The following is a 23,155-nucleotide window of genomic DNA, read 5'->3' on the forward strand; positions in this document are numbered from 1 at the left end:
ATTATTCGCTTATAACTTTAATAGTATTTTTAACATGTTCGGCAATTTGTCTAGCTTCATCAATATTTTCATGCACTATCGTAACATGTCCCATTTTTCTGAATGGTCGTGTTTGTTTTTTGCCATAAATATGCGGTGTAACACCATCCATTTTCATAATGGCTTCAATGTTTTCATATTTTACATTACCTGTATATCCTTCAGCACCAACTAAATTAACCATGATACCACCAACTTTACTGTTGGTTTTCCCTAACGGTAAATTAAGGATGGCTCTAATATGTTGTTCAAACTGCGAGGTATAACTAGCCTCAATAGATTGATGGCCAGAATTATGTGGTCTTGGAGCTACTTCGTTAACTAGAATATCATTGTTTTGTGTTTGGAACATTTCAACAGCTAGTAATCCAACATGATTAAAAGCTTCAGAAACTTGTAAAGCTACTTGTTGAGCTTTTTCAGCAACAGGCTTCTCAATTCGCGCTGGACAAATAACATATTCAACTTGATTAGCCTCTGGATGAAACTCCATTTCTACAACTGGGTAGGTTTTTACATCACCAGCTACATTTCTAGCTACAATTACAGATAACTCATTTTTAAAAGGAATCATGTCTTCAGCAATACATTCCACATTCGGTAGATTGTCCAAATCTTTTAGAGAGCGCACCACTTTAACGCCATTACCATCGTATCCAAATTGAGCACTCTTCCATACAAAAGGAAACTCTAAACCACCATTGCTAACTGCATCTTCAATTTCTGACGTATATGCAAAACGCGTGAATTCTGCAGTTGGAATGTCATGGTCACGGTAAAATAATTTTTGCGTCGCTTTATTTTGAATAGTGCGTAGTGTTTTGGAACTCGGATAAACTTTTATGCCCTGCTTTTCAAGAGTTTCAAGCGCATCTGTATTGACGTTTTCAATTTCAAAAGTTAAGATGTCAACATCTTTCCCAAACGTAACAACGGTGTCATAATCCATTAAATCACCAACATGAAAATCATTTGAAGCTATCTTACAAGGAGCCTCTGGACTTGGATCCAAAACTTTGGTAAAAATATCAAACTTACGGGTTTCGGTAAGCATCATTTTTCCTAGTTGACCGCCACCTAGAATGCCAAGCTTAAATTCAGAAGAGAAAAAATTCATTGTCTTGATTTTGCACAAAAGTACAAATCAAAATCCTCTGAAAAAACTAAATGCCAAACAATCTAAATGAGAATTCGTAAAACGTTAATCAAATGATTATCTTTGCGTTTCTAAAATAATTAGTAAGTGATTAAACTCCACGATTTATACTTCAAGCCTTTTATCTCTGAACAGGACATTCAAGATGCTGTTTCTAGAATGGTTAACACCATTGCAAATGATTTAGCTGATGAAGTTCCAGTGTTTATTGGAATTTTGAATGGGTCGTTTATGTTTGTGAGTGACTTTGTAAAGAAATATCCAAAGCCATGTGAGGTTACATTTATAAAGTTAGCATCTTACGAAGGCGTTAAATCAAGTGAAGATATTCAACGCTTAATTGGATTAACCCAAGATTTAACTGGTAGAACAGTTGTTATTTTAGAAGACATTATTGATTCTGGTAATACCTTGAATGAAGTGCATCGTATTTTTAAAAATGAAAATGTTAAGCAATTGCTTATTGCAACATTGTTTTACAAACCGGAAGCATACAAGAAAGACTTTAAATTACATTATGTAGGTATTGAAATTCCAAATAAGTTTATAGTTGGTTACGGACTTGACTATGATGGTTTGGGTAGGGATTTGCCTGAAATATATCAACAAAAAACAACACAGCACATGACAAATATCGTACTATTTGGCCCTCCAGGAGCTGGAAAAGGAACGCAAGCCAATTTTTTAAAAGAGAAGTATAATTTGGTACACATTTCAACAGGAGATGTGTTTCGATTTAACATAAAGAATGAAACGGCTTTAGGAATGTTGGCAAAATCGTTTATGGATAAAGGCGAATTAGTTCCTGATCAAGTAACTATTGATATGTTAAATGCTGAAGTAGAAAAAAATGCGGATGCTAAAGGTTTTATTTTTGATGGATTCCCAAGAACCAATGCTCAAGCAGAAGCTTTAGATAAACTCATGGATAGCAAGGATTCGCAAATTAATGCCATGATTGCTCTTGAGGTTGATGATGAAATCTTGGTTGAACGCCTTTTAGAACGTGGAAAGAGTAGTGGTCGTGCCGATGATGCTGATGAATCCATTATAAGAAACCGAATTACAGAATACTATAAAAAAACAGCTATTTTGAAGGACTATTATGCTGAACAAAATAAATATTTTGGTGTAGATGGTGTTGGCAGTATTGAAGATATTACTGAACGCTTGAGTGACGTAATTGATAAATTATAGTTGTCATTCCTGCGAAGGCAGGAATCTCATAAACCTTTTTTAAGAATTAATTCAAAAAATCCCTTGTTCGAGGGAAGTTAAACATGACTGAAGGAAACTTTGTTGATTATGTAAAGCTTTATGTAGCCTCCGGAAATGGAGGTAAAGGTTCAGCGCATTTACATCGTGAAAAATATATTGAAAAAGGTGGTCCTGATGGTGGCGATGGTGGTCGTGGTGGTCACGTAATTATAAGAGGTAACGAGAATCTTTGGACACTTTACACTTATAAATTTAAACGTCATTTTAAAGCTGGTCATGGTGAACATGGTAGTAAACAGCGCAGTACTGGTGCAGATGGTGAAGATGTTTACATGGACGTGCCGTTAGGAACTGTTGTTCGCGACAAGGAAACCAATAATATCTTATTTGAAATCACAGACCATGGTGAAGAGAAAATAATAGCCGAAGGAGGCATGGGAGGACGTGGAAACTGGCATTTTAAAAGTTCTACAAATCAAACACCTCGCTATGCCCAACCAGGAATTCCAGGGCAAGAATGTGAAATAATCCTAGAGTTAAAAGTACTAGCGGATGTCGGGTTGGTTGGATTTCCAAATGCTGGAAAGTCCACGTTATTATCAGTTATCACTTCGGCTAAACCAAAAATAGCAGATTACGAATTCACCACACTAAAACCCAATTTAGGTATTGTTGAATATCGGGATCATCAAACATTTGTAATGGCTGATATTCCTGGAATTATTGAAGGCGCTGCTGAAGGACGTGGTTTAGGACATTATTTTTTGAGACATATTGAACGTAATTCGGTTTTATTGTTTTTGATACCAGCAGATGCCGATGATATTAAAAAGCAATACGATATACTTTTAGATGAATTGAAACGCTATAATCCTGAAATGCTTGATAAGGAACGATTAATAGCTATTTCAAAAAGTGATATGCTTGATGAAGAATTGAAGGCTGAATTAAAGGAAGAACTGGATAACAATTTACCAATAGATTATTTATTTATATCTTCCGTTGCTCAAAAAGGTCTTCAGGAGTTAAAAGATAAACTGTGGGCTATGTTACAATTATAAACTATTTTCAGTGTGAGGCAGTATATTAAAAATATTGTTGAGTTCAACGATAATAGAGCCAGTAAAGTATTTGCTATTTTCATTCAATGTTTGATTTTATTATCAATCATTACGTTTTCAATTGAAACTATTCCCAATTTAATGCCCGAAACCAAAACCGTTTTATATGGTATTGAAGTATTTTGTGTTGTAGTTTTCACTATTGAGTATCTGTTAAGAATTTATGTAGCAGATAGTAAACCGAAGTTTATATTTAGTTTTTTTGGAATAATAGACTTTCTGGCCATTCTACCATTTTATTTATCCTTTGGAGTTGATTTACGCTCATTAAGGGCCTTACGGTTTTTGAGGCTTTTCAGAATATTGAAGCTCGTTAGATATAATCGTGCCATGATTCAGTTTACAACAGCCATAAAATCGGCAAAAGAGGAGATATTATTATTTCTATTTATCACGCTTATTTTAATTTATTTCTCCTCGGTTGGAATTTATTATTTTGAAAACGAAGCGCAACCGGAACACTTTTCATCAATTTTTGATAGTCTTTGGTGGGCTATTGTAACCCTTACTACTGTTGGCTATGGTGATGTATATCCAATAACTGTGGGCGGAAAAGTCTTTACGTTTTTTATTCTACTCATAGGATTGGGAATTGTTGCTATACCAACTGGAATTATTTCTTCGGCACTAACTAAATCGGTTGATAAGAAAGACGCTTAATTTTTATTATCTTTAAAAGAAAAATGAAAAGATTTTTCACACTCATTTTCTGCATAGTTCTTTTTTCATGTGGTGTTACAGTAAACTACGATTATGAAAAAGGCACTGATTTTAGTCAGTATAAAACGTATCATTATTTTGATGACATGAAAACAGGATTAAGTGAATTAGATTCCAAACGTTTTTTTGGCGTTTTAGACAAAGCCATGACAGCCAAGGGATTTACATTATCTGAAACACCTGATTTCATAATTGATATTAAAAGTGAAACCTATCAATCTGCTCAAAGTTCAACAGTTGGTTTTGGAGTTGGTACTGGAGGTGGAGGTGTATCAGTTGGTATGCCAGTTGGTGAAGGCAATATGAGCAGACAAATTATTTTTGATTTTGTTGATGGTAAAACCCAACAACTTATTTGGCAAGCCATCAGTTCTGAACCCAATTTACCTGAAAATACACCTGATGCACGAGAAGCTCAATTTAGAGCTGTTGTAATGAAAGTTTTGGACGGATTTCCTCCCAAAAAATAGTATTATAAATATTGAATCGCATTAACAAATTTGTTTCTGCTGTACTTAAATAATTTAATTCAAAACAATAATAAAATGAAAACACTTGTAAAAATTTTACTCGCACTTTTGATTTCTGTTTCCGTAAAAGCTCAAAATACAGTTGGACCTTTGGACGGTTATACACCTCAAGTTGGAACTCTAGTGTCCATGCTTAATGACATGAAAAATCGTGTGGAGCGTACTGTAGGTAATTTGTCAGTAGAAGAATTGGATTATTTGATGGATGACAAATCGAATAGAATAGGTTCTCTAATTATGCACTTGGCAGCTACTGAAAAATTTTATCAAGTCTATACCTTTGAAGGTCGGGAATTCAATAAAGAAGAGGAAGAACAATGGGGAACAGCCATGAGTTTAGGTGAAGAAGCGCGTGACAAATATCAAGGCCATGATGTTCAATATTATTTAGACGCCTATACCGAAGTGCGAAATAAAACTATGGAACTGATGAAGCAAAAAGACGATGCTTGGCTAGCTGAATTAAATGCTGCAGGAAACATGAATTACCATTGGGCTTGGTACCACGTTATGGAACATCAATCTAGTCATTTGGGACAAATATTATTACTCAAAAAACGATTACCAAATAAATAGATAATGAATTTAAAAAATAAAGTAGCATTAGTAACAGGAGGAAGTAAGGGTATTGGTTTTGGTGTCGCTCAAAGTTTGCTTAACCAAGGTATACATGTTGCTATTACAAGTAGAAGTAGTTCGGCTGCAAGTGAAGCTGCAAGCTTATTAAACGCAAAAAAGAATACTGATGCAAAAGCGATTGGTTTGCAAGCAGATGTTCGCAATTTAGAAAGTCAAAAAGGTGCAGTGAACCAAGTTTTAGAAAGTTTTGGATCTTTAGATGTTGTGGTTGCCAATGCTGGAATAGGGCATTTTGCTAGCATTGAAGACTTAACTAGCGAACAATGGCAGGAAACCATAGACACCAATTTAACAGGTGCTTTTTATACCATAAAAGCGAGTGTAGATGCTTTAAAGGCTTCAAAAGGTTATTATATTACTATTTCAAGTTTGGCAGGCACAAATTTCTTTGCAAATGGGTCTGCTTACAATGCGAGTAAGTTTGGAGTTACCGGATTTACGCAAGCAGTCATGCTAGATTTAAGGAAATATGGTATTAAAGTGAGTACCATTATGCCTGGTTCTGTGTCTACACATTTTAATGGTAATGAACCAAGCGATAGTGATGCTTGGAAAATACAGAGTGAAGATATTGGCCAACTGGTTGTTCATTTATTAAAAATGCATCCACGAACACTACCAAGTAAAATTGAAGTGCGTCCAACAACACCGCCAAGTAAATAAAAAAAGGCTTCAAAATTTGAAGCCTTTGTGTTTAATTGATAACCGATATTCTAACACCTTCACTATGGCTACTAAATTCTGGTGCGTACATGCTTTGAATCGTTGTAATACCATTACTCATGTTTCCAGCATTGTTGACGCGTAAGTCGTATTCAAAAACGTAAACACCTTTTGGTAAATAGTCAAAAAAGAAGTTAGTCGCTGCATCTTTGGTACTTTCATAATAGCCTAAACCATCCTGCCATTTGTATTGAGACAATACATTTACAGGTTCTAAACCAGAGGCACGCATATCTTTCATATGAATGAATTCCATATCCCGATCACTTCGTAATTCAATACGAACGCGAACCAAATCACCTACTTTTAGATTGGTATCTTGGGTAATTTCTGTGATTTCTTCACCAGTATCGGTATTGGTTTTTTTGAAGAGCTTTTTCTTTAATTGCAATGGTGTTTCAGCTGAAGTAATATTGTCCAAATCTTCAAAGTACTGCCAATACAATCCGCCCCAAGCAATACCATCGCCTTTTTTGGTTAAGGTCACCTCTGCCATTTTAGGCTGAATTTCTTGAGTATTCCATGACGTTTTGTAATAGCCTGCTCCAGCTTCTACTTTAACATTTTCCAATTTAGACGGTTCAAGTTTTTCACCACCAACCAATACATCAACGACTTCCGTAACACTTAACCAATCACTACCTTGCAGTAGTAAAGCATAAACAGCTTCGGTAGTGGCCTTGGTTGTTTCCCATTTATTAGTTTGTTTATTTTTTAATAACCAAATTTTAAGGTTGTCAATAGTCTTAACATCGTTTTCTATTTCAGAAAAGGCTTCAATCAGTAAGGCTTGGGTTTCAATGGGTGCTTGATACCAATACCATGAAGCGGTATTCTCTTTCCAGTACATACCCAATTCCTCATTGGTAATACTATTTTCTTTAAGTGATTTTAATATTTTACTGGCCGTTGCATTATCACTCATCCTGTGAGTAATCAATGCCATTAGACCTTTGGAATATAGTGAACGACTTAACCAATACTTTTGAATTTGCGATAAGTAGTAAGCCGAAACCTCTTGAACCTTTTTAGATTGCTTAACCTCTGGAAAAAAGCTTCGCATGTATAAATAATGCAATTGCGTATGGCTTAAATGATCTTTACTTAAATCAACGTCCTTATTGTATTTGGTAAGGTCGTTATATTCTTCAATAAATTCTGAATCGAGATAGTGTATGGCTTTGTTAATGATTGATGCTTCTCTATAATTCTGAATGACATTTAAGTGCTTCAAATGACCAAAGCCAGTGATGATGTGTTGTGTGATAAATCGGTTTAGTTGGCCACCATGGAACCAAGGCCAAGCACCATTGCTCATTTGGTTTTGTTCCAGTTTTCTTAAAGCGTTTTGTAATTCGCTGTTCATTTTATTGAGATCAAACAACAAGGCAATACGCTTTTTTTGTTCGGTTTCACTTTGGGCATCACGTAACCAAGGCGTTTCTTGAATAAGTATGCTTTTTAATTCTTCGTTCTTTTCCAAATTGGATAACAGCGCATCGGTATTTCGCCATTGGTTGAAGACCTCTTGAATACGCGGATTGCTATTGGCAATATGACTCGCCAAAGCATTGGCATAATAACGACTAAAGGTTTGCTCATTACACTCGTAAGGATACTCCATAAGGTAAGGCAACGCCTGAACAGCATACCAAGCCGGATTAGATGTCATTTCCAACGTCAGTTTATGGTGCTTGAGTGTTGTTGAGGTATTAGTTTTTAGTTTATCCAACGTAAAGGTTCTGGTTTCATTGCTCTTTATCCACATAGGTAAGGTTTCAGTCACTAACATTCTGTTGGATAAAACAGGTATGGCATTTTGTTCACCATCACTAAAATCACCTGCTTTAGCAACCACTTTATATTGCACAGCATCCACCGAATCTGGAATGGATAAACTCCAGGATACTTGTGTATTACCATCTTTTTCTACATTAAAATCATAAGTTTTGCTAGGCATCATATCATCATAGGGTAATGATGTGATAAGTTTATTTGTGATTTCTTTACCTGAAACTGCATCAAACAATTGCAGCTGTGCTTGACCGGAAAGATTACTATCTGAAAGGTTTGCAATTTTAGTACTGATAACAATTTTGTCACCATGACGTAAAAATCGTGGTGCGTTTGGGATGACCATCAATTCCTTTTGGGTAACGGTTTCCAGTTTGGTTACCGCACTTTCCAACGTTTTGGTATGTGCCAGTAATTGCAATTTCCATTGGGTTAAGGCTTCTGGCGTAGCAAAACTAAAACTCACGTTACCTTCCGAATCCGTTTGCAACTGTGGAAAGAAAAAGGCGGTTTCCTGTAAGTTTTTACGGATGGAAATGTCCTCGAAATTTGAATTAAAATTTAATCCTTTTTCAGAGCTTAGTAAATAAGCAGTAGAGTCTTTAATAGCTAATCCAGAAACTTTTCCAGCTAAACTTTGAACCACATTTGCATTTTCAGAATCTTCTAAAGCATCTGCATTTACTATTTGATAAGCAGTAGTAATTTCATCTTTTTTTCTTTTCATTCCAAGTGCCGTTATAACTACTTCTTCTAACGCATTGGAATCAGGCTCTAGAGCAATATTTAATGAATTATCTTTAGATATTATATATTCTTTGGTAGTATAACCAATATAGCTAAAAACTAATACATCTCCTCTATTAGCTTTAATTGAAAAATTTCCATCAAAATCTGTTTGTGTTCCATCAGTAGCACCTTTAATCATAATATTTACACCGGGTAATGGAAGCCCATTTTCATCACTGATAGTTCCTGCTATGATCCCTTCTTGAATGGTTGATTTATAAGAGGAATTATCTTTTAATCTTATCTTGTTTAAATACTGTTGTCTGACGTATCTATTAAACAGATTAAAACCAAACCAATTGAGTTGGTCATAAGCTTGATGTGGATAATTGATATAGGCTCTGTTTAAATTTTGAACTCTAAAGTTTCGGGTGCCAAAACTATAGCCTGCATTTCTACTATTACTACTGTTATATTGTTGGTTGTATATAGGATTAAAGTTCCAATCATGCGTTTTAAACTGGTCTAAAGACGCATCATACATACTCGCCAAGAGTTCGGCAGAGACTTGCTCGCCTTTGGGTCCTTTGATTTTAAAGTTCCAAGTTTCATCGGTTCCCGGCTGGAGCTTGTCTCTAAACGTTGTTGTTTCAATCTCTAAATCGGTTTTTGGATAAGGCACATTAATGTATTCCATGCCGGATTGAAAGTCATTGGCAAACGCAAAACTATAATGTATAGCGAAACCACCTAAATCATCTTTGGTTACTGGAATTTCAATGTTTTTTTTGCTGTTGTTAAGCTCAAGCACATAAGTGTTTATGGTTTTATGGTCTTTTTCTACATCTAGCGTTACGGTTACATTTTGTGCTGCAGAACCTATAGTAAGCAATACCGTTTCATTAGCCTGATAACTTGATTTTTGAGTTGTAATGCTAAATAATTGCTTATCGGCAAGGGTTTTATCTTGGTCACTATAGAGTGTGGTTTTGGCTTCAGCTTTCACATCTTGACCAAAAGCATCTTGGCTTTCCAGAACAATCACATACTGACCAGATTGCCATTTTTTGATGTTGCCTAACGCAACGGTTTTGGCTGTTTCCGAATCAAAACGCTTCTCAAAAACCAGTTCACCTTTTTTCCAGTTGTTTGGGTTGTGTTCGTCTTGATAGGCATCATGAGGAAATTTAGATTTAAATTCTGCTTCTGGAAGCATAGGGTAGTCTGGTGCTTGCCAAGGTCTTGTTCGCAGCACATAGTCAGGTGCTTTTAACTTATAAATTTTGATGGTTCCTTTGGCAGGCACAATTTCACCGTTCAGATTTTGGGTCATGATATCCAGTTTATGCTCCTTATTGGTTTTATCCAAAAGATTATCAACCGAAATTGCAGCTGTCATAGCATGATAACCCACATTCACGATGGTTGTGGCACTTCGGGTTTCGCCATTAATATCGGTTACATCAGCAGTAATCTCATAATTGAAAATAGGTTGCGAGTCTAGGTCAACACTCAAATCAGGAATCGCTTTAAAGATTATCTTAAATTCCCCTTTATCATTGGTTATGGTTTCGCCATGCGTGATTTCCTGTGGTTCACTACCAAAAGCTGGACGATACCAATAATACCAGCTGGGATAACGCACTTTACGATGAACACGATACACCACTTTAGCATTGGTGATGTTACTGCCTGCATAGGCTAGGGCATTTCCAGTTACTGTAATGGAATCGTTTATTTTAAAGGTTTCGGTTATGGGTTTAAACGTAGTTTTAAACTTGGGACGTTTGTATTCTTCAACTGAAAAATAATATTCCATATCAAAATCACTATCGTCACCATAAAAATTGATGTAATACTCACCATTTAATCCAGAATTCGGTAAAATAAATTCTCCAGAAACAGAACCAAATTCATTTGACTTTAATTCTATCTCTGCAATTTCATTATCGTTGGTATCAAAAACATCAATATAAAATAATTCATTTGGAATAACCTCTGATTTACCATCTTCGGTTTTCATGGCAATACCCTTAAAATAGACTGTTTGACCAGGTCTGTATATACTTCTATCAGTAAATACAAAGCCTTTGTAACTAATCCTATCTTTTTGCGGATTGTGAGTTTGGTTGATATAAAAATCACCAAAATAGGCCTTGTCTTCTTTGGTAAGCGCTTCAATTTTCACCTGTGTCCAACGCTCACCCGTTTTTTCTATTTCTATAGCTCCTCGGGCATTGGTAGTCAATTTTTTTTGTTTGACACTACCATTGTAGTTCTTTTTGTATGAAATGTTAACGACGATATTCTCAATAGGTTTGCCATTATTCCGGTCAATAAACTGATAACTTTGTTTGTGGTTTTCAGTTTTATCAACCAAAGCGATATTGGTCACCTGAATGGTTTGTGCCGCAAAAATATCACTGTTAGGAACTTTGGCAACCATCAAGTAACGACCGTTTGCCAATTGTGGAATAAGGACTTCAGTACTATGTTGCTGATAGTCTTTGACATCGCGCAAATTGGCATCCCATGATTGGGTTAGATTTAACGTTCTAAAAAACTGAATTTGATCTTCTGTTCGGTAGGTTTTGTTAAAGATTTCAAACTGTTTATTGGTGAGCTTATAAGCTTTGAAATCTAAAGCATTAATGTTTTTATAGCGAACCAACAGACGAGACTCCTGTTGTATAGGTATGTAGTTTTCTATTTGTAATTGCAAGCTAGGTTGCAGAATCCGTTGTTTGAGTGCCACGCATTTTTCAGCACCAATACTTTTTGGAAATGCCGAAATTACCGATTGACAAAGGTCAAACGATTCCTTTATTTTCCATTGATGGGTTTCGTCGGTTTTAGGTTGATATTGACTACCTTGTTGATACCATAATTGGGCTATTTCAAAATTATATAATACTGAAATGGGATGGTTACTGTAATAATTACGGGAGGCTTTAAGGGCTTGTAATAACACATCTTCCTTATTGCTAAATGTGGCATGTTGTGTTACAAATTGCAGTCGATTGATATCCACATCAGCTAATGCTTCTGGTGATGCGTCTTTTAAATGAAATTGAATAAGATCTTGATAGATTTTTAAAGCTTGTAATTGTAAAGAAGTAGAATCTTTTGAAGACATCTTCAATCGTGAAAAAGCTATTGCATCGCTCAAATAATCAGGATTGTCTATTTCAAATTTATATGCAGGTTTAGTAATACTATTTTCATCGGTTTTATAAAATTCTAAAGCGTTATGAGCGAGTAAATCATATAAGGTTGGACGAAATAGTTTTGAATTTTTTTGTTCGCTAATTATAACGGCATAATCTTCAAGCTTGGTTTGTTGTAGGATGAGTCCGTTTTGTAATGAATTTTGATAATGTAGTTGGATTTCAGCAAAAAGCGTTTCTAAATCCCAGGTTCTAAAATCGGTTTTATCTACTTTTTCAGAAGTATTGGTTCGGTTATAGAATTTCCATCTATTCTGTTGAAAATATTGCCAATACATGGTTGCCAGCATGTTTTCCAAAACGTTTCTTGTAGGTGCTTGACTGTTTTTTATTTCGGCTTTAAAGTCATTTATAATGGTTAACTGCGCATCTTCTTCCAAGATTAAGGCATACTTGCTTTTAAATAGTAATGCTTTGATGAATTGTGGTTCGTTTTGTTCCTCTTTGGCTAACTCAGATATTTGCTGTACTATTTCAAGAGCCGATTTGGGCAAGCCTTCGGATTCTAATTGATCAACATTATTCCAAAGTTTGTCATAATCAGAATTTTGGGCATGTAATATATTAATAGCCAATACGATCATTATAAAAAAAGTAAGCTGTTTCATAGTTATTGTTTTGTACAAGGGTACATTCAAAAGTTGTTCCAAAAAAACACCAATTCGGTATTGTTGGTTTTTGATGAGTGAAGTTAGTTATTTTTAGAGTGAATGAGAAAGGTTATCTTTGTAAAATCGACACTTATGTTATGAAAAAGTTTTGTTTGCTTTTATTAATTCCTTTTGCATTGCATTCACAAAATGTAGTTCAGGAAACAGAATTTCTATTGGATAAAAAAAAGTATGAACAAGCTGAAGTTGTTATTGAAAATTACGTTTTAGATAATCCAAATGATCCAAAAAGTATTGAGTTGTTAGGTGATGCTTATGCCTATCAAGAAAAATGGGACAAAGCTGTTGAGCAATATAAAAAACTGGTAGATTTAAATCCGCGTGTAGCTGAATATCAATACAAATATGGTGGTGCAATGGGTATGAAAGCACTGGAAGTCAATAAAGTGACAGCCTTGTTTATGATTGATGATGTTGAAGAGGCTTTTTTGAAAGCCATAGCATTGGATAAAAATCATATTAATGCACGTTGGGCTTTGGTTGAATATTACGTCCAATTACCAGGAATTATTGGAGGAAGTGTTTCTAAATCGTTGCAGTATGCCAATGAGTTAGAATCTATTTCAAAAGTTGATGGCTATTTGGCTAAAGGTTATATTTATGAATATGATGATGAGCCAGAACTGGCTGAAAAATATTATAAAATGGCCATTAAAACAGGTGGCTCACTAAATTGTTATGAAAAGTTAACAGCTTTTTATGAAAAACAACAACAACCTGATTATGCTATTCAAAATATAGAAGCATCCCAAAAAAAACATAATCGAAACGCTTTACATTATCAAATTGGTAAAGTAGCTGCAGAATATAACATACAATTGGAAAAAGGAGAAGCGTGTTTACAAATTTATCTGGAGAATTACTCCGCTGAAGACGGAGTGCCCAAAGCTTGGGCCCATTACCGTTTAGCACAAATATATAGGATTCAGAATAAAAAGGACTTGGCACTTAATCACATTCAACGGGCTATTAGCGAACTTCCAAAAGTTAAAGTTTTTGGCGAAGAGAAAAGCCAAATTTTAAAACTGTAATTAGCAGAAAAACTTCGGGCTACCCACTTCTCACTTCCAACAGCAATTCTTATATTTGAATTCTACAAAATCATTCTATGAACGTACATTTTATAGCTATTGGAGGTGCTGCCATGCACAATTTAGCCATAGCACTGCATAACAAAGGATATCAAGTTACGGGGAGTGACGATACTATTTTTGATCCCTCTAAATCTAGATTGGAAGCCAAAGGATTATTTCCCAAACAATTTGGATGGTACCCAGAAAAAATTAATGATAAGCTAGACGCTATTGTTTTGGGTATGCATGCTAAAGCCGATAATCCGGAGTTGTTGAAAGCTCAAGAGTTAGGCTTGAAAATTTATAGCTATCCTGAATTTTTGTACGAGCAATCAAAAGACAAAACCCGTGTGGTTATAGGTGGTAGCCATGGAAAAACGACAATAACTTCCATGATTTTACACGTCATGCACTATCATGATCGTGATGTGGATTATATGGTAGGTGCGCAATTAGAAGGCTTTGATGTGATGGTGAAACTTACTGAACAGAATGATTTTATTGTTCTGGAAGGCGATGAGTATTTAAGCTCACCTATTGATAGACGACCAAAATTTCATTTGTATAAACCCAATATTGCGTTGTTGAGTGGAATTGCCTGGGATCATATCAATGTGTTTCCAACTTATGAAAATTATGTAGAGCAGTTTAGCATTTTTGTGGATAGTATTGTAAAAGGGGGAAGTATCACTTACAATGCTGAAGATAAGGAAGTATCACGAGTAGTAGAAACTTCTGAAAATACCATTAGAAAATTACCATATCACACACCGGAATACACCGTTGAAAATGGCGAAACATTATTAGAAACTCCTGAAGGGCCTATACCCATTGAAGTTTTTGGTGAGCACAACCTAAACAATTTGGCTGGTGCTAAATGGATTTGCCAGCACATGGGTATTGACGAGGATGACTTTTATGAGGCTATAGCTACATTTAAAGGGGCTAGCAAACGTTTGGAAAAAATAGCTGAAGGTAAAAACAGTATAGCTTATAAAGACTTTGCACATTCGCCGAGTAAGGTAGCTGCTACAACCAAAGCCCTAAAAGAACAATACCCAGATAGAACCTTGGTAGCCTGCTTGGAATTACATACTTACAGTAGTTTGAATGCCGAGTTTTTAAAAGAATATAAAGGCGCATTAGATGCAGCAGATGTGGCTGTGGTATTTTATTCGCCACATGCTGTAGAAATTAAAAAACTGGAGGAAGTCACCCACGAGCAAATTGCCACAGCTTTTGAACGTGACGACCTGATTATTTATACCAATCCAGACGATTTTAAAAACTATTTATTCTCGCAAGATTTTAAAAATAAAGCTCTGCTGCTTATGAGTTCCGGTAATTATGGTGGCTTGGATTTTGATGAGGTAAAAAAATTGTTTTAATATATTTACTAAAACCTTTAATATGAAGAATATCTTATTCATTTTCCTTGTTATACTATTTTCATGTAGTTCAAGTGATGACAAAATTGGAAACAGAATTCCTGAAGCTTCAAGTTTTTACGGATTAAAAATTGGAAATTCTTGGGTTTATAAAACAGATAGATTTAGTTTTTCTGACAATCAATATTATGATTCAGGAATTATTGATTCAGTTTCAGTAATTGGAATAGAGAACATTTTTGATAATGATTACTTTGTAATAGAAACTATTACATCAGGTAACAGTATAGGTAGTGCCTATGGAAACTTAAATGGGGTAAAGTATGAATATTTAAGAGAATCGGAAGGAGCTTTATTGAATGAAAATAATGAAGTAATTTTTGACAATGATGACTTTACAGAAAAAATAATAAATCAAGGAAATTGGGGTGCTTTATACGAAAGACTTGTGGAGGAGATGGCCAATGTTACAGTTCCAGCTGGGGAATTTGTTTGTTATGATAGACATCGTTATGGTAGAACACCAGATGGACATTTAATGCCTTCATTGGATCATGAATATTATGCGGAGGGTATTGGTTTAATTTATGATTCGACCTCATGGTTAGTAGAAGAGAATCCATTTGTAATTAAAAAATTAGATTCGTATTCAGTTCGATAAAATCAAAACACTTTATCCAAAAACGCCTTAATACTATCTTGATTCCTTTTTATCAGTTCTGCTTTAGCATTTTGGGTATCAGCCGTTTTCTTGTCTTGTGAGAGTTTAAATTTACCTTCCCAGTCTGTGATGGTAATTTCAAACATCTTGATATAATCTAAATTAGCTTCCATTCTTGGGTTATTGGCATCCAAAACGTACTTATGCTCTGGTGCTTCTAAAAACTCGGTCATAGTAATTAAAGATTGCTTTAATGCTTCTTTACTTTCAATAGCCTTTACAGTGCCTTTTAAATGTACCTTAATGTAATTCCAAGTAGGTAATTGGGTGGTGGTATAAACAGATGGTGATATATAACATTGTGGTCCGGAGAAAATTATGGTAACTATATTGTTGCCTTTAAGTAATGGCGTCTGCGGATTGTAAATATCAATATGCCCAATTAATTTACCATCAGATTCGCGATAAATCAAAGGTAAATGTGTTACTAATGGCTCATGGTTGTTTACAGAAATAACTGTTGCAAGCGGATAGGTTTTAATCACTTCAATGAGATGCTCTTGATTATCATCCTGATGATGCGGTGGTGGATATTTCATTAGGCTCCAAATTGTGTTAAATGATGGTCTAAATGTTTGTACTGCATTTGTCCCCATTGCTCTCTTGTAAAACACCCAAACATAGGGTGAGGTGGCCATTCGGTTTGGTCTTTTTTAGCATGAAACTTTTCAATTTCCTCTAATAAATCTGTTCTTTCTTTATTGAAATTTTTGTCACTTGATACCAGAAATTCCTTTGTTGTAGGTAAGTTTTGTTTCCAAGGTTTATCATTGTATAATGACGATTTAAACATTGAAAACAAGATACGTTTAAACACATTTGGTTTTTCCAAAGCCAATTCACCTAAAGCAACTTGTAATGGGAATTTACAATGCGCCAGCATTTGAGAGACATTCATTTTACCCCATTTTGGGTTTTGGGTTTCTTGAAGTAATTCTATTCTGGTTCTTATTTCGGAAACAGCATCATCAGAAAATAACGATTTCATTTTTTAATTTATAAGGTTAAGTAATCTAAAAATTGCTTCTGAAAGTTACAATATTTATATTTACTAAATGGCTGAAAAACCCACATCATTTTCAATAAAAAACTGGTCTCAAGATGACCAGCCTCGTGAGAAACTTCGGGATAAAGGAAAAGCGGCTTTAAGTGATGCTGAACTAGTAGCTATATTAATTGGCTCTGGAAATCGTAACGAAAGTGCTGTTGATTTATGCAAACGTATTTTGGGTAGCGTAAACAACAACCTCAATGAGTTGGGAAAATTGTCATTAAAACAACTCATGGATTTTAAAGGTATTGGAGAGGCAAAGGCTATTACTATAGCTGCGGCTATGGAGTTGGGTAGAAGACGTAGAGGTGAGGAGGCCCTTCATAAAATGAAGATTACTTCCAGTATTTCTGTATTTGAACTTATGCAACCCGTTTTAGGTGAATTACCACATGAAGAATTTTGGATTATTTACTTAAATAATTCTAATAAAGTAATTCAAAAACAACAATTGAGTAAAGGTGGTATTACTGGAACATTAGTAGATGTTAGGCTCGTTTTAAAAATGGCTTTAGAGTTAGGGGCAACTGGAATTATATTAGCACATAATCACCCGTCAGGGACTTTAAAACCTAGTGAGGCTGATAAACAAATAACTCAAAAATTAAAGCATGCTGGAGAAAGTTTAGATATTAAAGTTTTGGACCATCTTATCATAACTGAAAAAGCGTACTTTAGCTTTGCCGATGAAAATATGCTTTAAATGATTTTAGTTTATACCCACAAAATCTCACCTAGATTAAAATACGCTTTTAAGCATATATTTACCCGAATTTTAGGCATTCCTGTTTCATTTACTACAGTTATTGAAGATTTTATTGCGCATGATAGCCTTAAAATGTCTTACACCAAACAGGCATTAAGTAATGAAATTTTTGTTAGAAACCATGAACTTATTTATGAGCAAGGACTATCTGATGTTGATGTTCAAGTTTATGATTGGGATCATACAAAATGTTTTTTTTTAACTAATGAGAAAAGCTCGATTCCTTTTGATATTTTTTCCGCAACATTTTATCTTTTAAGTAGGTATGAAGAATACCTGCCACATGTAAAAGATGAATATGGTAGGTTTACTGCTGAAGAAAGCTTAGCATTGAAAAACAATTTTCTAAAACAACCTGTCATTGATATTTGGGCTTATAAAATTAAAGAGGTTTTTGAAGAACGTTTTCCAAACTTTATTTTCCCTGACAAAAAGTATAGTATAAAACCTATAATTGATGTACCCTCACCTTATTTTTATAAGCACAAAGGTGTGTTAAGAACTTTGGGAGGAACCGTTAAAGATTTTTTTTCGTTTAAATTTAGAAGCTTGTATAACAGGTACATGGTGCTTTTTGGTTTAAAGCATGATCCTGATGATACGTTTAGATATATTTTAAACAGACAGAAAACCTCAAGGTTTAAATTTATTTTTTTCTTTTTAATTGGTGATTATTCAACGTTTGATAAGGGTGTAAATGCCCAAAAAAAACAGTATGTTTCCTTGATAAAGCATGTAGCCGATTATTGCAGTGTAGGTCTTAAAGCTTCTTTTTTTGCTTTGGATGATATTCAGGTTTTGAAAAAAGAAAAAAATAGAATGGAAGGTATTCTAAATACTAATTTATCGGCTTCTAGGCAATCATTTTCTAAATTGAACCTACCTAAATCTTACAGAAATCTAGTAGATTTGGAAATCATGGAAGACTACACGATGGGTTATGTCAATCATGTTGGGTTTAGGGCAGGAACTTGTACACCGTTTTTCTTTTATGATCTGGATTTTGAAATACAAACACCTTTAAAAATCAATGCTTATCATGTTTTGGATTATACCCTTTTAAAGCATAATTCACAGTTAGATAAAAAAGAAACCATTGGCCGAATTATTAATGAAATAAAAGCCGTTGATGGGCAATTTATTCCTGTTTTTCACAATTATACTTTTAGTGATATTGATCGTTGGAAGGGATTTAAAGAATTGTTTAATTTTATTTTGGAATCAATTGATGAAGATTAAGGGGATTACAGATGTTTTTTTTGATTTAGATCATACACTATGGGATTTTGATAAAAATTCAGCACTAACATTTGAAAAAATTTTTAAGAAGCATGAAGTACATGTTAGTTTAAATGATTTTTTACATGTGTATGAACCCATAAACCTTAATTATTGGAAATTGTATAGAGAAGAACGCATAGATAAAGCATCCTTACGATATGGAAGGCTTAAAAATACTTTTGATGAAATTTCTGTACCAATAACTGATGAACTTATCAATCTGCTTTCGGTTGATTATATAGCGCATTTATCTGACAACAATCACCTATTTGAAGGGACGTTTGAAATTTTAGACTATTTAAAGTTTAAATATAATCTACATATTATAACAAATGGTTTTCATGAAGTGCAACATAATAAATTAAGAAATTCAAACATTGAAAACTATTTTAAAACCGTAACAAATTCAGAAATGGTTGGCGTTAAAAAACCAAATCCTAAAATTTTTAAACATGCTTTGACATTAGCACAAGTTAAACCAGAAAATAGTATCATGATTGGTGACAATTGGGAAGCAGATATTCTAGGTGCTATTAATTTAGGAATTGATGCCATTTGTTTCAACGTACATGGCACAGAGCTTGATAATGATATTAAACAGATTTCAAATTTGTTAGAATTAAAAACATATTTGTGATTCTAAACGTATCTTTGTAATAATTTAAATTGTAATCATGTTAAAAAGAAGTATTCTAATTTTATCACTTTTTTTATTGAGTGTAACGGTATTTGGTCAAGATATAAATAACTACAAGTATGTTATTGTTCCAAAGACTTTTGATTTTTTAAAGGAGCCTGATCAATATCAACTTAATTCTTTAGCAAAATTTTTATTTGAAAAGTATGGTTTTGTGGCAATTTTTGATGATGAACCATTACCCGAAGATCTAATAAAAAACGGCTGTTTGGCATTAAATGCAGATGTAGTAAAAGATCCAGGGATTTTTAAAACTAAATTAATTATTGAGTTAACCAATTGTAGAAAAGAATTGGTGTATGAATCTAAAATGGGTGAGTCTGACCATAAAAAATCTGAAGTAGCTTATAAAATGGCTATTAGAGAAGCCTTTGAATCATTCAAAACGTTGAATTATAAATACAAACCAGCCAAGAATAATGATAAATTGGCTGAAGTACCAAAAACAGTCGTTCCTACAACTTCAGTTAACAATAAGACAGAACAAAATATTCCGGCAGTAAAAGGTGATTCCCAGCTGCTTTATGCACAACCAATAGATAGTGGCTATCAATTAGTAGATAGTACGCCTAAAGTAGTTTATACATTGATTTTTTCTGGTAAGAAAGATTTTTATATGGTAAAAGGTAAGCAAGCAACGGTTTATAAATTGGATGGTAATTGGGTTATCGCTGAAACGGTTGGAGAAGAATTACAGGTTCAAACATTGAATATTAAGTTTTAGTAACCATATTTTTCCTTCCAACGTTTTTTTAAAAACTCACGTTGTGCCTGTTCACGTGAATTGTTCCCAGGATTGTAAAGTTTTGTGTTTTTAATTTCCTCTGGAAGAAATTCCAATTCAGCAAAATTTCCCTCATAGTTATGAGCATATTTGTAGTTATCACCATAACCTATTTCTTTCATCAATTTTGTAGGTGCATTTCTTATTTCCAATGGTACACTTAAGTCACCTGTCTCCTTGACTAATTGTTGCGCTTGGTTTATAGCTTGATAGGCTGCATTGCTTTTGGGAGAACAAGCCAAATATGTAGCACATTGGCTTAAAATAATTCGAGATTCAGGATTCCCTATGGTTGAGACTGCCTGAAACGTATTATTGGCAATGACCAAAGCCGTTGGATTAGCGTTACCAATATCTTCGCTTGCTAATATTAATAAACGTCTTGCAATAAACTTAACATCTTCTCCACCTTCAATCATTCGGGCTAAATAGTAAACAGCTGCATTGGGATCACTCCCTCTTATTGATTTAATTAAAGCTGAAATAATATCGTAATGTTGTTCACCAGTTTTGTCATACCTGACGGTATTGTTTTGTACGTGCTTTAAAACTAGCTCATTTGTAATTGTGATTTTGTAACTAGTTTCAGAATTCACAACGAGTTCAAAAATATTCAACAATTTTCTAGCGTCACCACCAGAAAGCCTTAATAAAACATCTGTTTCTTTTAGTTTTATGTTTTTTTGGGATATGAGTTCATCTTTTTCAATTGCACGCTTTAAAAGACTCTCTAAATCATTTTTATTAAAGGCGTTTAAAATATATACTTGGCAGCGAGATAATAAAGCTGAAATAACTTCAAAACTTGGATTTTCTGTCGTGGCACCAATTAGTGTCACCCAACCTTTTTCTACAGCTTGCAAAAGTGAGTCTTGTTGCGACTTACTAAAGCGATGTATTTCATCAATAAACAGAATGGGATTTTTGGTAGTAAAAAGTCCACCAGATTTTTTGGCTTTGTCTATAACTTCGCGTACGTCTTTTACACCAGAATTTATAGCACTCAATGTATAAAATGGTCTTTCAGAATGATTAGCAATAATATTAGCCAAAGTCGTTTTCCCAATTCCTGGAGGACCCCAAAATATCATTGAAGGAATGACACCTTGTTGAATATGTTTAGTGAGACTTCCTTCAGGACCTACTAAATGATTTTGACTAATGTAGTCATCAAGTGTTTGAGGTCTTAATCGTTCGGCTAATGGTGTATTCATGAAGTAAAATTACATTAATTAAAATTAAAAAAGGTATGCCATTATTCAAAATAGGAATTGTTTTATCACCTGCTTATCTGATATTATGTCAGCCAATTAATTTTTGGACAGTAATTTGCTATCTTGTTAATAATTATGGATAATCAAGATCATTTTAAATTCTCAAACGGTGTCATTATTTACCCAATGCTTTTTGTACTCTTGCTATGGGCTATATTTTGGTTTGAAATTAGATTTGGTTTTGATTTCACAAACTTTGGCGTATATCCACAGCGATTTAGTGGTTTAAGAGGGATAATTTTTAGTCCGTTTATTCATTCAGGAATTGAACATTTATATCACAACTCCATTCCATTATTTGTGCTATCTGCTGCATTGTTCTATTTCTATAAATCAATTGCATGGCGAGTTTTAGTTTTTGGAATTTTGCTTTCTGGTTTATTAACCTGGATTATTGGTCGCCCAGCTTATCACATTGGTGCTAGTGGATTGATTTATGTGCTGGTAAGTTTTCTTTTTTTTAAAGGTATTATAGCAAAACATTACAGATTAATTGCGCTATCATTACTAGTGGTCTTTCTATATGGAAGTATGGTTTGGTATGTCATGCCTATTAAGGAAGGTATGTCTTGGGAAGGCCATTTTTCTGGTATGATAGTAGGGATTGTATTTGCATTGTATTTTAGAAAGAATTTGCCACAGCCCAAAAAATATTACTGGGAGCAGGAAGACTATAAAGAAGAGGAAGACGAATTTCTAAAACACTTTGATGAGAATGGGAATTTCATTGAAAATACTACTTTGGATGAAGAATCAGAAGAGCCCGTTACCAAGATAAATTATATATTCAAAAAAAATACTGATTAAATACGTTGTCTAACCACTTCGTATAAAAAGGCACCACATGCAACAGAAACATTAAGTGATTCTATTTCTCCAAGAATGGGTAACTTGGCTTTATGGTCTGCAAGATTTAAAACAGAAGGATTGATACCTCTACCTTCAGAACCCATTATTATAGCGCAAGGTTCAGTAAAATCTATATCATACAAAGTATTGTTGGTCTTTTCAGTAGCGGCTACAACTTTTATACCAGAGGCTTGAAGATGAAACATAGCATCTTTTATATGATCAACTCTACAAATAGGCATCTTAAAAACAGCTCCAGCACTGGTTTTTATAGTGTCTCCATTAATAGGTGCATTTCCTTTTTTTTGAATAATAATACCGTCAACTCCAGTACATTCTGCCGTACGAATTATAGCACCAAAATTGCGAACATCACTTAATTGGTCAAGTAACAGAAAAAGCGGTGTTTTGCCAGATTCTATAACATTTAATACTAAATCTTCAATATCAAAATAGGAGATAGGTGAAATTTGAGCCACAACTCCTTGATGGTTTTTATTAGTTAAACGATTTAATTTTTCTACAGGAACGTAAGATTGATTGATACTTTTTTGTTTTAATAAAGATTCTAATTCCTGTGAAATATCTCCCTTAAGACCTTTTTGAATAAAAACTTTTTCAATGGTTTCACCAGAATTTATAGCTTCAATAACAGCCCTTAAACCAAATATTTGTGTGTTTTGTTCCATCTAAATTTTTGAATG

Annotated in this window: 20 protein-coding genes; 14 read left to right on the top strand and 6 right to left on the bottom strand. The window is 34.1% G+C overall.

The window, feature by feature from the left end:
* Position 1 precedes the first annotated feature (1 nt).
* Positions 2–1,156, bottom strand: a complete 1,155-nt coding sequence (locus HGK31_RS12900) for a 5-(carboxyamino)imidazole ribonucleotide synthase (protein WP_191860556.1) — start codon at positions 1,154–1,156, stop codon at positions 2–4.
* 126 nt (positions 1,157–1,282) lie between these two features.
* Here HGK31_RS12900 and HGK31_RS12905 point away from each other — a divergent pair, with 126 nt between their 5' ends.
* The 6 genes from HGK31_RS12905 (at position 1,283) to HGK31_RS12930 (ending at position 6,086) form a co-directional block, all read left to right on the top strand.
* Positions 1,283–2,392: an adenylate kinase gene (locus tag HGK31_RS12905; protein ID WP_191860558.1), complete on the top strand. Its 1,110-nt coding sequence runs from the start codon at positions 1,283–1,285 to the stop codon at positions 2,390–2,392.
* Between the two features lie 83 nt (positions 2,393–2,475).
* The gene (gene obgE / locus HGK31_RS12910) at positions 2,476–3,474 is read left to right on the top strand and encodes a GTPase ObgE (RefSeq protein WP_191860559.1); all 999 of its coding nucleotides are present in this window, start codon (positions 2,476–2,478) and stop codon (positions 3,472–3,474) included.
* Between the two features lie 12 nt (positions 3,475–3,486).
* Positions 3,487–4,194: an ion transporter gene (locus HGK31_RS12915; RefSeq protein WP_104735665.1), complete on the top strand. Its 708-nt coding sequence runs from the start codon at positions 3,487–3,489 to the stop codon at positions 4,192–4,194.
* Positions 4,195–4,217: 23 nt separating this feature from the next.
* Entirely contained in the window at positions 4,218–4,724 is a 507-nt protein-coding gene (locus HGK31_RS12920; RefSeq protein ID WP_191860561.1) for a DUF4136 domain-containing protein, read from the top strand.
* A gap of 75 nt (positions 4,725–4,799) precedes the next feature.
* Complete coding sequence (locus HGK31_RS12925) at positions 4,800–5,360, top strand: DinB family protein (protein WP_191860563.1); 561 nt, start codon at positions 4,800–4,802, stop codon at positions 5,358–5,360.
* A 3-nt stretch (positions 5,361–5,363) separates the two neighbouring features.
* A complete protein-coding gene (locus HGK31_RS12930; RefSeq protein ID WP_191860564.1) occupies positions 5,364–6,086 on the top strand; it encodes an SDR family oxidoreductase in 723 nt (240 codons plus the stop codon).
* Positions 6,087–6,117: 31 nt separating this feature from the next.
* Here the strand turns inward: HGK31_RS12930 and HGK31_RS12935 are convergent, their stop codons facing one another.
* Positions 6,118–12,504, bottom strand: a complete 6,387-nt coding sequence (locus HGK31_RS12935; protein WP_233451131.1) for an alpha-2-macroglobulin family protein — start codon at positions 12,502–12,504, stop codon at positions 6,118–6,120.
* Between the two features lie 140 nt (positions 12,505–12,644).
* Between HGK31_RS12935 and HGK31_RS12940 the strand changes: the two genes are divergently transcribed.
* From HGK31_RS12940 to HGK31_RS12950, 3 genes are all read left to right on the top strand, one after another.
* Positions 12,645–13,598, top strand: a complete 954-nt coding sequence (locus HGK31_RS12940; protein WP_191860565.1) for a tetratricopeptide repeat protein — start codon at positions 12,645–12,647, stop codon at positions 13,596–13,598.
* Between the two features lie 77 nt (positions 13,599–13,675).
* The gene (locus HGK31_RS12945) at positions 13,676–15,028 is read left to right on the top strand and encodes a UDP-N-acetylmuramate--L-alanine ligase (protein WP_191860566.1); all 1,353 of its coding nucleotides are present in this window, start codon (positions 13,676–13,678) and stop codon (positions 15,026–15,028) included.
* Between the two features lie 22 nt (positions 15,029–15,050).
* Complete coding sequence (locus HGK31_RS12950) at positions 15,051–15,689, top strand: hypothetical protein (protein WP_191860568.1); 639 nt, start codon at positions 15,051–15,053, stop codon at positions 15,687–15,689.
* A gap of 2 nt (positions 15,690–15,691) precedes the next feature.
* Here the strand turns inward: HGK31_RS12950 and HGK31_RS12955 are convergent, their stop codons facing one another.
* Together HGK31_RS12955 and HGK31_RS12960 are read right to left on the bottom strand one after the other, a co-directional pair.
* The gene (locus HGK31_RS12955) at positions 15,692–16,288 is read right to left on the bottom strand and encodes an FMN-binding negative transcriptional regulator (RefSeq protein WP_191860570.1); all 597 of its coding nucleotides are present in this window, start codon (positions 16,286–16,288) and stop codon (positions 15,692–15,694) included.
* Positions 16,288–16,737, bottom strand: a complete 450-nt coding sequence (locus tag HGK31_RS12960; protein WP_191860572.1) for a DUF1569 domain-containing protein — start codon at positions 16,735–16,737, stop codon at positions 16,288–16,290. The genes HGK31_RS12955 and HGK31_RS12960 overlap by 1 nt, the downstream gene beginning before the upstream one ends.
* 67 nt (positions 16,738–16,804) lie before the next feature.
* Here HGK31_RS12960 and radC point away from each other — a divergent pair, with 67 nt between their 5' ends.
* The 4 genes from radC to HGK31_RS12980 are packed head-to-tail and all read left to right on the top strand — an operon-like array spanning position 16,805 to position 20,268.
* On the top strand, positions 16,805–17,503 hold the full coding sequence (radC, locus tag HGK31_RS12965) for a RadC family protein (protein ID WP_191860574.1): 699 nt from the start codon (positions 16,805–16,807) through the stop codon (positions 17,501–17,503).
* Positions 17,504–18,805 (top strand): polysaccharide deacetylase family protein, encoded by a 1,302-nt coding sequence (locus HGK31_RS12970; RefSeq protein WP_191860576.1) that lies wholly within the window; start codon positions 17,504–17,506, stop codon positions 18,803–18,805.
* On the top strand, positions 18,795–19,484 hold the full coding sequence (locus HGK31_RS12975) for a YjjG family noncanonical pyrimidine nucleotidase (protein WP_191860578.1): 690 nt from the start codon (positions 18,795–18,797) through the stop codon (positions 19,482–19,484). Before HGK31_RS12970 ends, HGK31_RS12975 begins: the two co-directional genes overlap by 11 nt.
* A 37-nt stretch (positions 19,485–19,521) precedes the next feature.
* Entirely contained in the window at positions 19,522–20,268 is a 747-nt protein-coding gene (locus tag HGK31_RS12980; RefSeq protein WP_191860580.1) for a hypothetical protein, read from the top strand.
* Here HGK31_RS12980 and HGK31_RS12985 read toward each other — a convergent pair.
* Positions 20,265–21,542, bottom strand: a complete 1,278-nt coding sequence (locus tag HGK31_RS12985) for a replication-associated recombination protein A (protein ID WP_191860582.1) — start codon at positions 21,540–21,542, stop codon at positions 20,265–20,267. The genes HGK31_RS12980 and HGK31_RS12985 overlap by 4 nt on opposite strands.
* 135 nt (positions 21,543–21,677) lie before the next feature.
* On the opposite strand from HGK31_RS12985, the gene HGK31_RS12990 reads away from it, so the two are divergent.
* The gene (locus HGK31_RS12990; RefSeq protein ID WP_191860589.1) at positions 21,678–22,409 is read left to right on the top strand and encodes a rhomboid family intramembrane serine protease; all 732 of its coding nucleotides are present in this window, start codon (positions 21,678–21,680) and stop codon (positions 22,407–22,409) included.
* Here HGK31_RS12990 and rlmB read toward each other — a convergent pair.
* On the bottom strand, positions 22,406–23,140 hold the full coding sequence (rlmB, locus tag HGK31_RS12995; protein WP_191860591.1) for a 23S rRNA (guanosine(2251)-2'-O)-methyltransferase RlmB: 735 nt from the start codon (positions 23,138–23,140) through the stop codon (positions 22,406–22,408). The two genes, HGK31_RS12990 and rlmB, sit on opposite strands and share 4 nt — an antisense overlap.
* Positions 23,141–23,155 lie beyond the last annotated feature (15 nt).

It is taken from the genome of Hanstruepera ponticola (assembly GCF_012931685.1).
Taxonomy (GTDB): Bacteria; Bacteroidota; Bacteroidia; order Flavobacteriales; family Flavobacteriaceae; genus Hanstruepera; species Hanstruepera ponticola.

Bases quoted from the DNA above. Each gene is read 5' to 3' on its own strand.
- HGK31_RS12900 (WP_191860556.1), bottom strand. From the start codon at position 1,156: ATGAATTTTTTCTCTTCTGAATTTAAGCTTGGCATTCTAGGTGGCGGT.
- obgE (WP_191860559.1), top strand. From the start codon at position 2,476: ATGACTGAAGGAAACTTTGTTGATTATGTAAAGCTTTATGTAGCCTCC.
- HGK31_RS12920 (WP_191860561.1), top strand. From the start codon at position 4,218: ATGAAAAGATTTTTCACACTCATTTTCTGCATAGTTCTTTTTTCATGT.
- HGK31_RS12925 (WP_191860563.1), top strand. From the start codon at position 4,800: ATGAAAACACTTGTAAAAATTTTACTCGCACTTTTGATTTCTGTTTCC.
- HGK31_RS12930 (WP_191860564.1), top strand. From the start codon at position 5,364: ATGAATTTAAAAAATAAAGTAGCATTAGTAACAGGAGGAAGTAAGGGT.
- HGK31_RS12935 (WP_233451131.1), bottom strand. From the start codon at position 12,504: ATGAAACAGCTTACTTTTTTTATAATGATCGTATTGGCTATTAATATA.
- HGK31_RS12940 (WP_191860565.1), top strand. From the start codon at position 12,645: ATGAAAAAGTTTTGTTTGCTTTTATTAATTCCTTTTGCATTGCATTCA.
- HGK31_RS12945 (WP_191860566.1), top strand. From the start codon at position 13,676: ATGAACGTACATTTTATAGCTATTGGAGGTGCTGCCATGCACAATTTA.
- HGK31_RS12950 (WP_191860568.1), top strand. From the start codon at position 15,051: ATGAAGAATATCTTATTCATTTTCCTTGTTATACTATTTTCATGTAGT.
- HGK31_RS12955 (WP_191860570.1), bottom strand. From the start codon at position 16,288: ATGAAATATCCACCACCGCATCATCAGGATGATAATCAAGAGCATCTC.
- HGK31_RS12960 (WP_191860572.1), bottom strand. From the start codon at position 16,737: ATGAAATCGTTATTTTCTGATGATGCTGTTTCCGAAATAAGAACCAGA.
- radC (WP_191860574.1), top strand. From the start codon at position 16,805: ATGGCTGAAAAACCCACATCATTTTCAATAAAAAACTGGTCTCAAGAT.
- HGK31_RS12970 (WP_191860576.1), top strand. From the start codon at position 17,504: ATGATTTTAGTTTATACCCACAAAATCTCACCTAGATTAAAATACGCT.
- HGK31_RS12975 (WP_191860578.1), top strand. From the start codon at position 18,795: ATGAAGATTAAGGGGATTACAGATGTTTTTTTTGATTTAGATCATACA.
- HGK31_RS12980 (WP_191860580.1), top strand. From the start codon at position 19,522: ATGTTAAAAAGAAGTATTCTAATTTTATCACTTTTTTTATTGAGTGTA.
- HGK31_RS12985 (WP_191860582.1), bottom strand. From the start codon at position 21,542: ATGAATACACCATTAGCCGAACGATTAAGACCTCAAACACTTGATGAC.
- HGK31_RS12990 (WP_191860589.1), top strand. From the start codon at position 21,678: ATGGATAATCAAGATCATTTTAAATTCTCAAACGGTGTCATTATTTAC.
- rlmB (WP_191860591.1), bottom strand. From the start codon at position 23,140: ATGGAACAAAACACACAAATATTTGGTTTAAGGGCTGTTATTGAAGCT.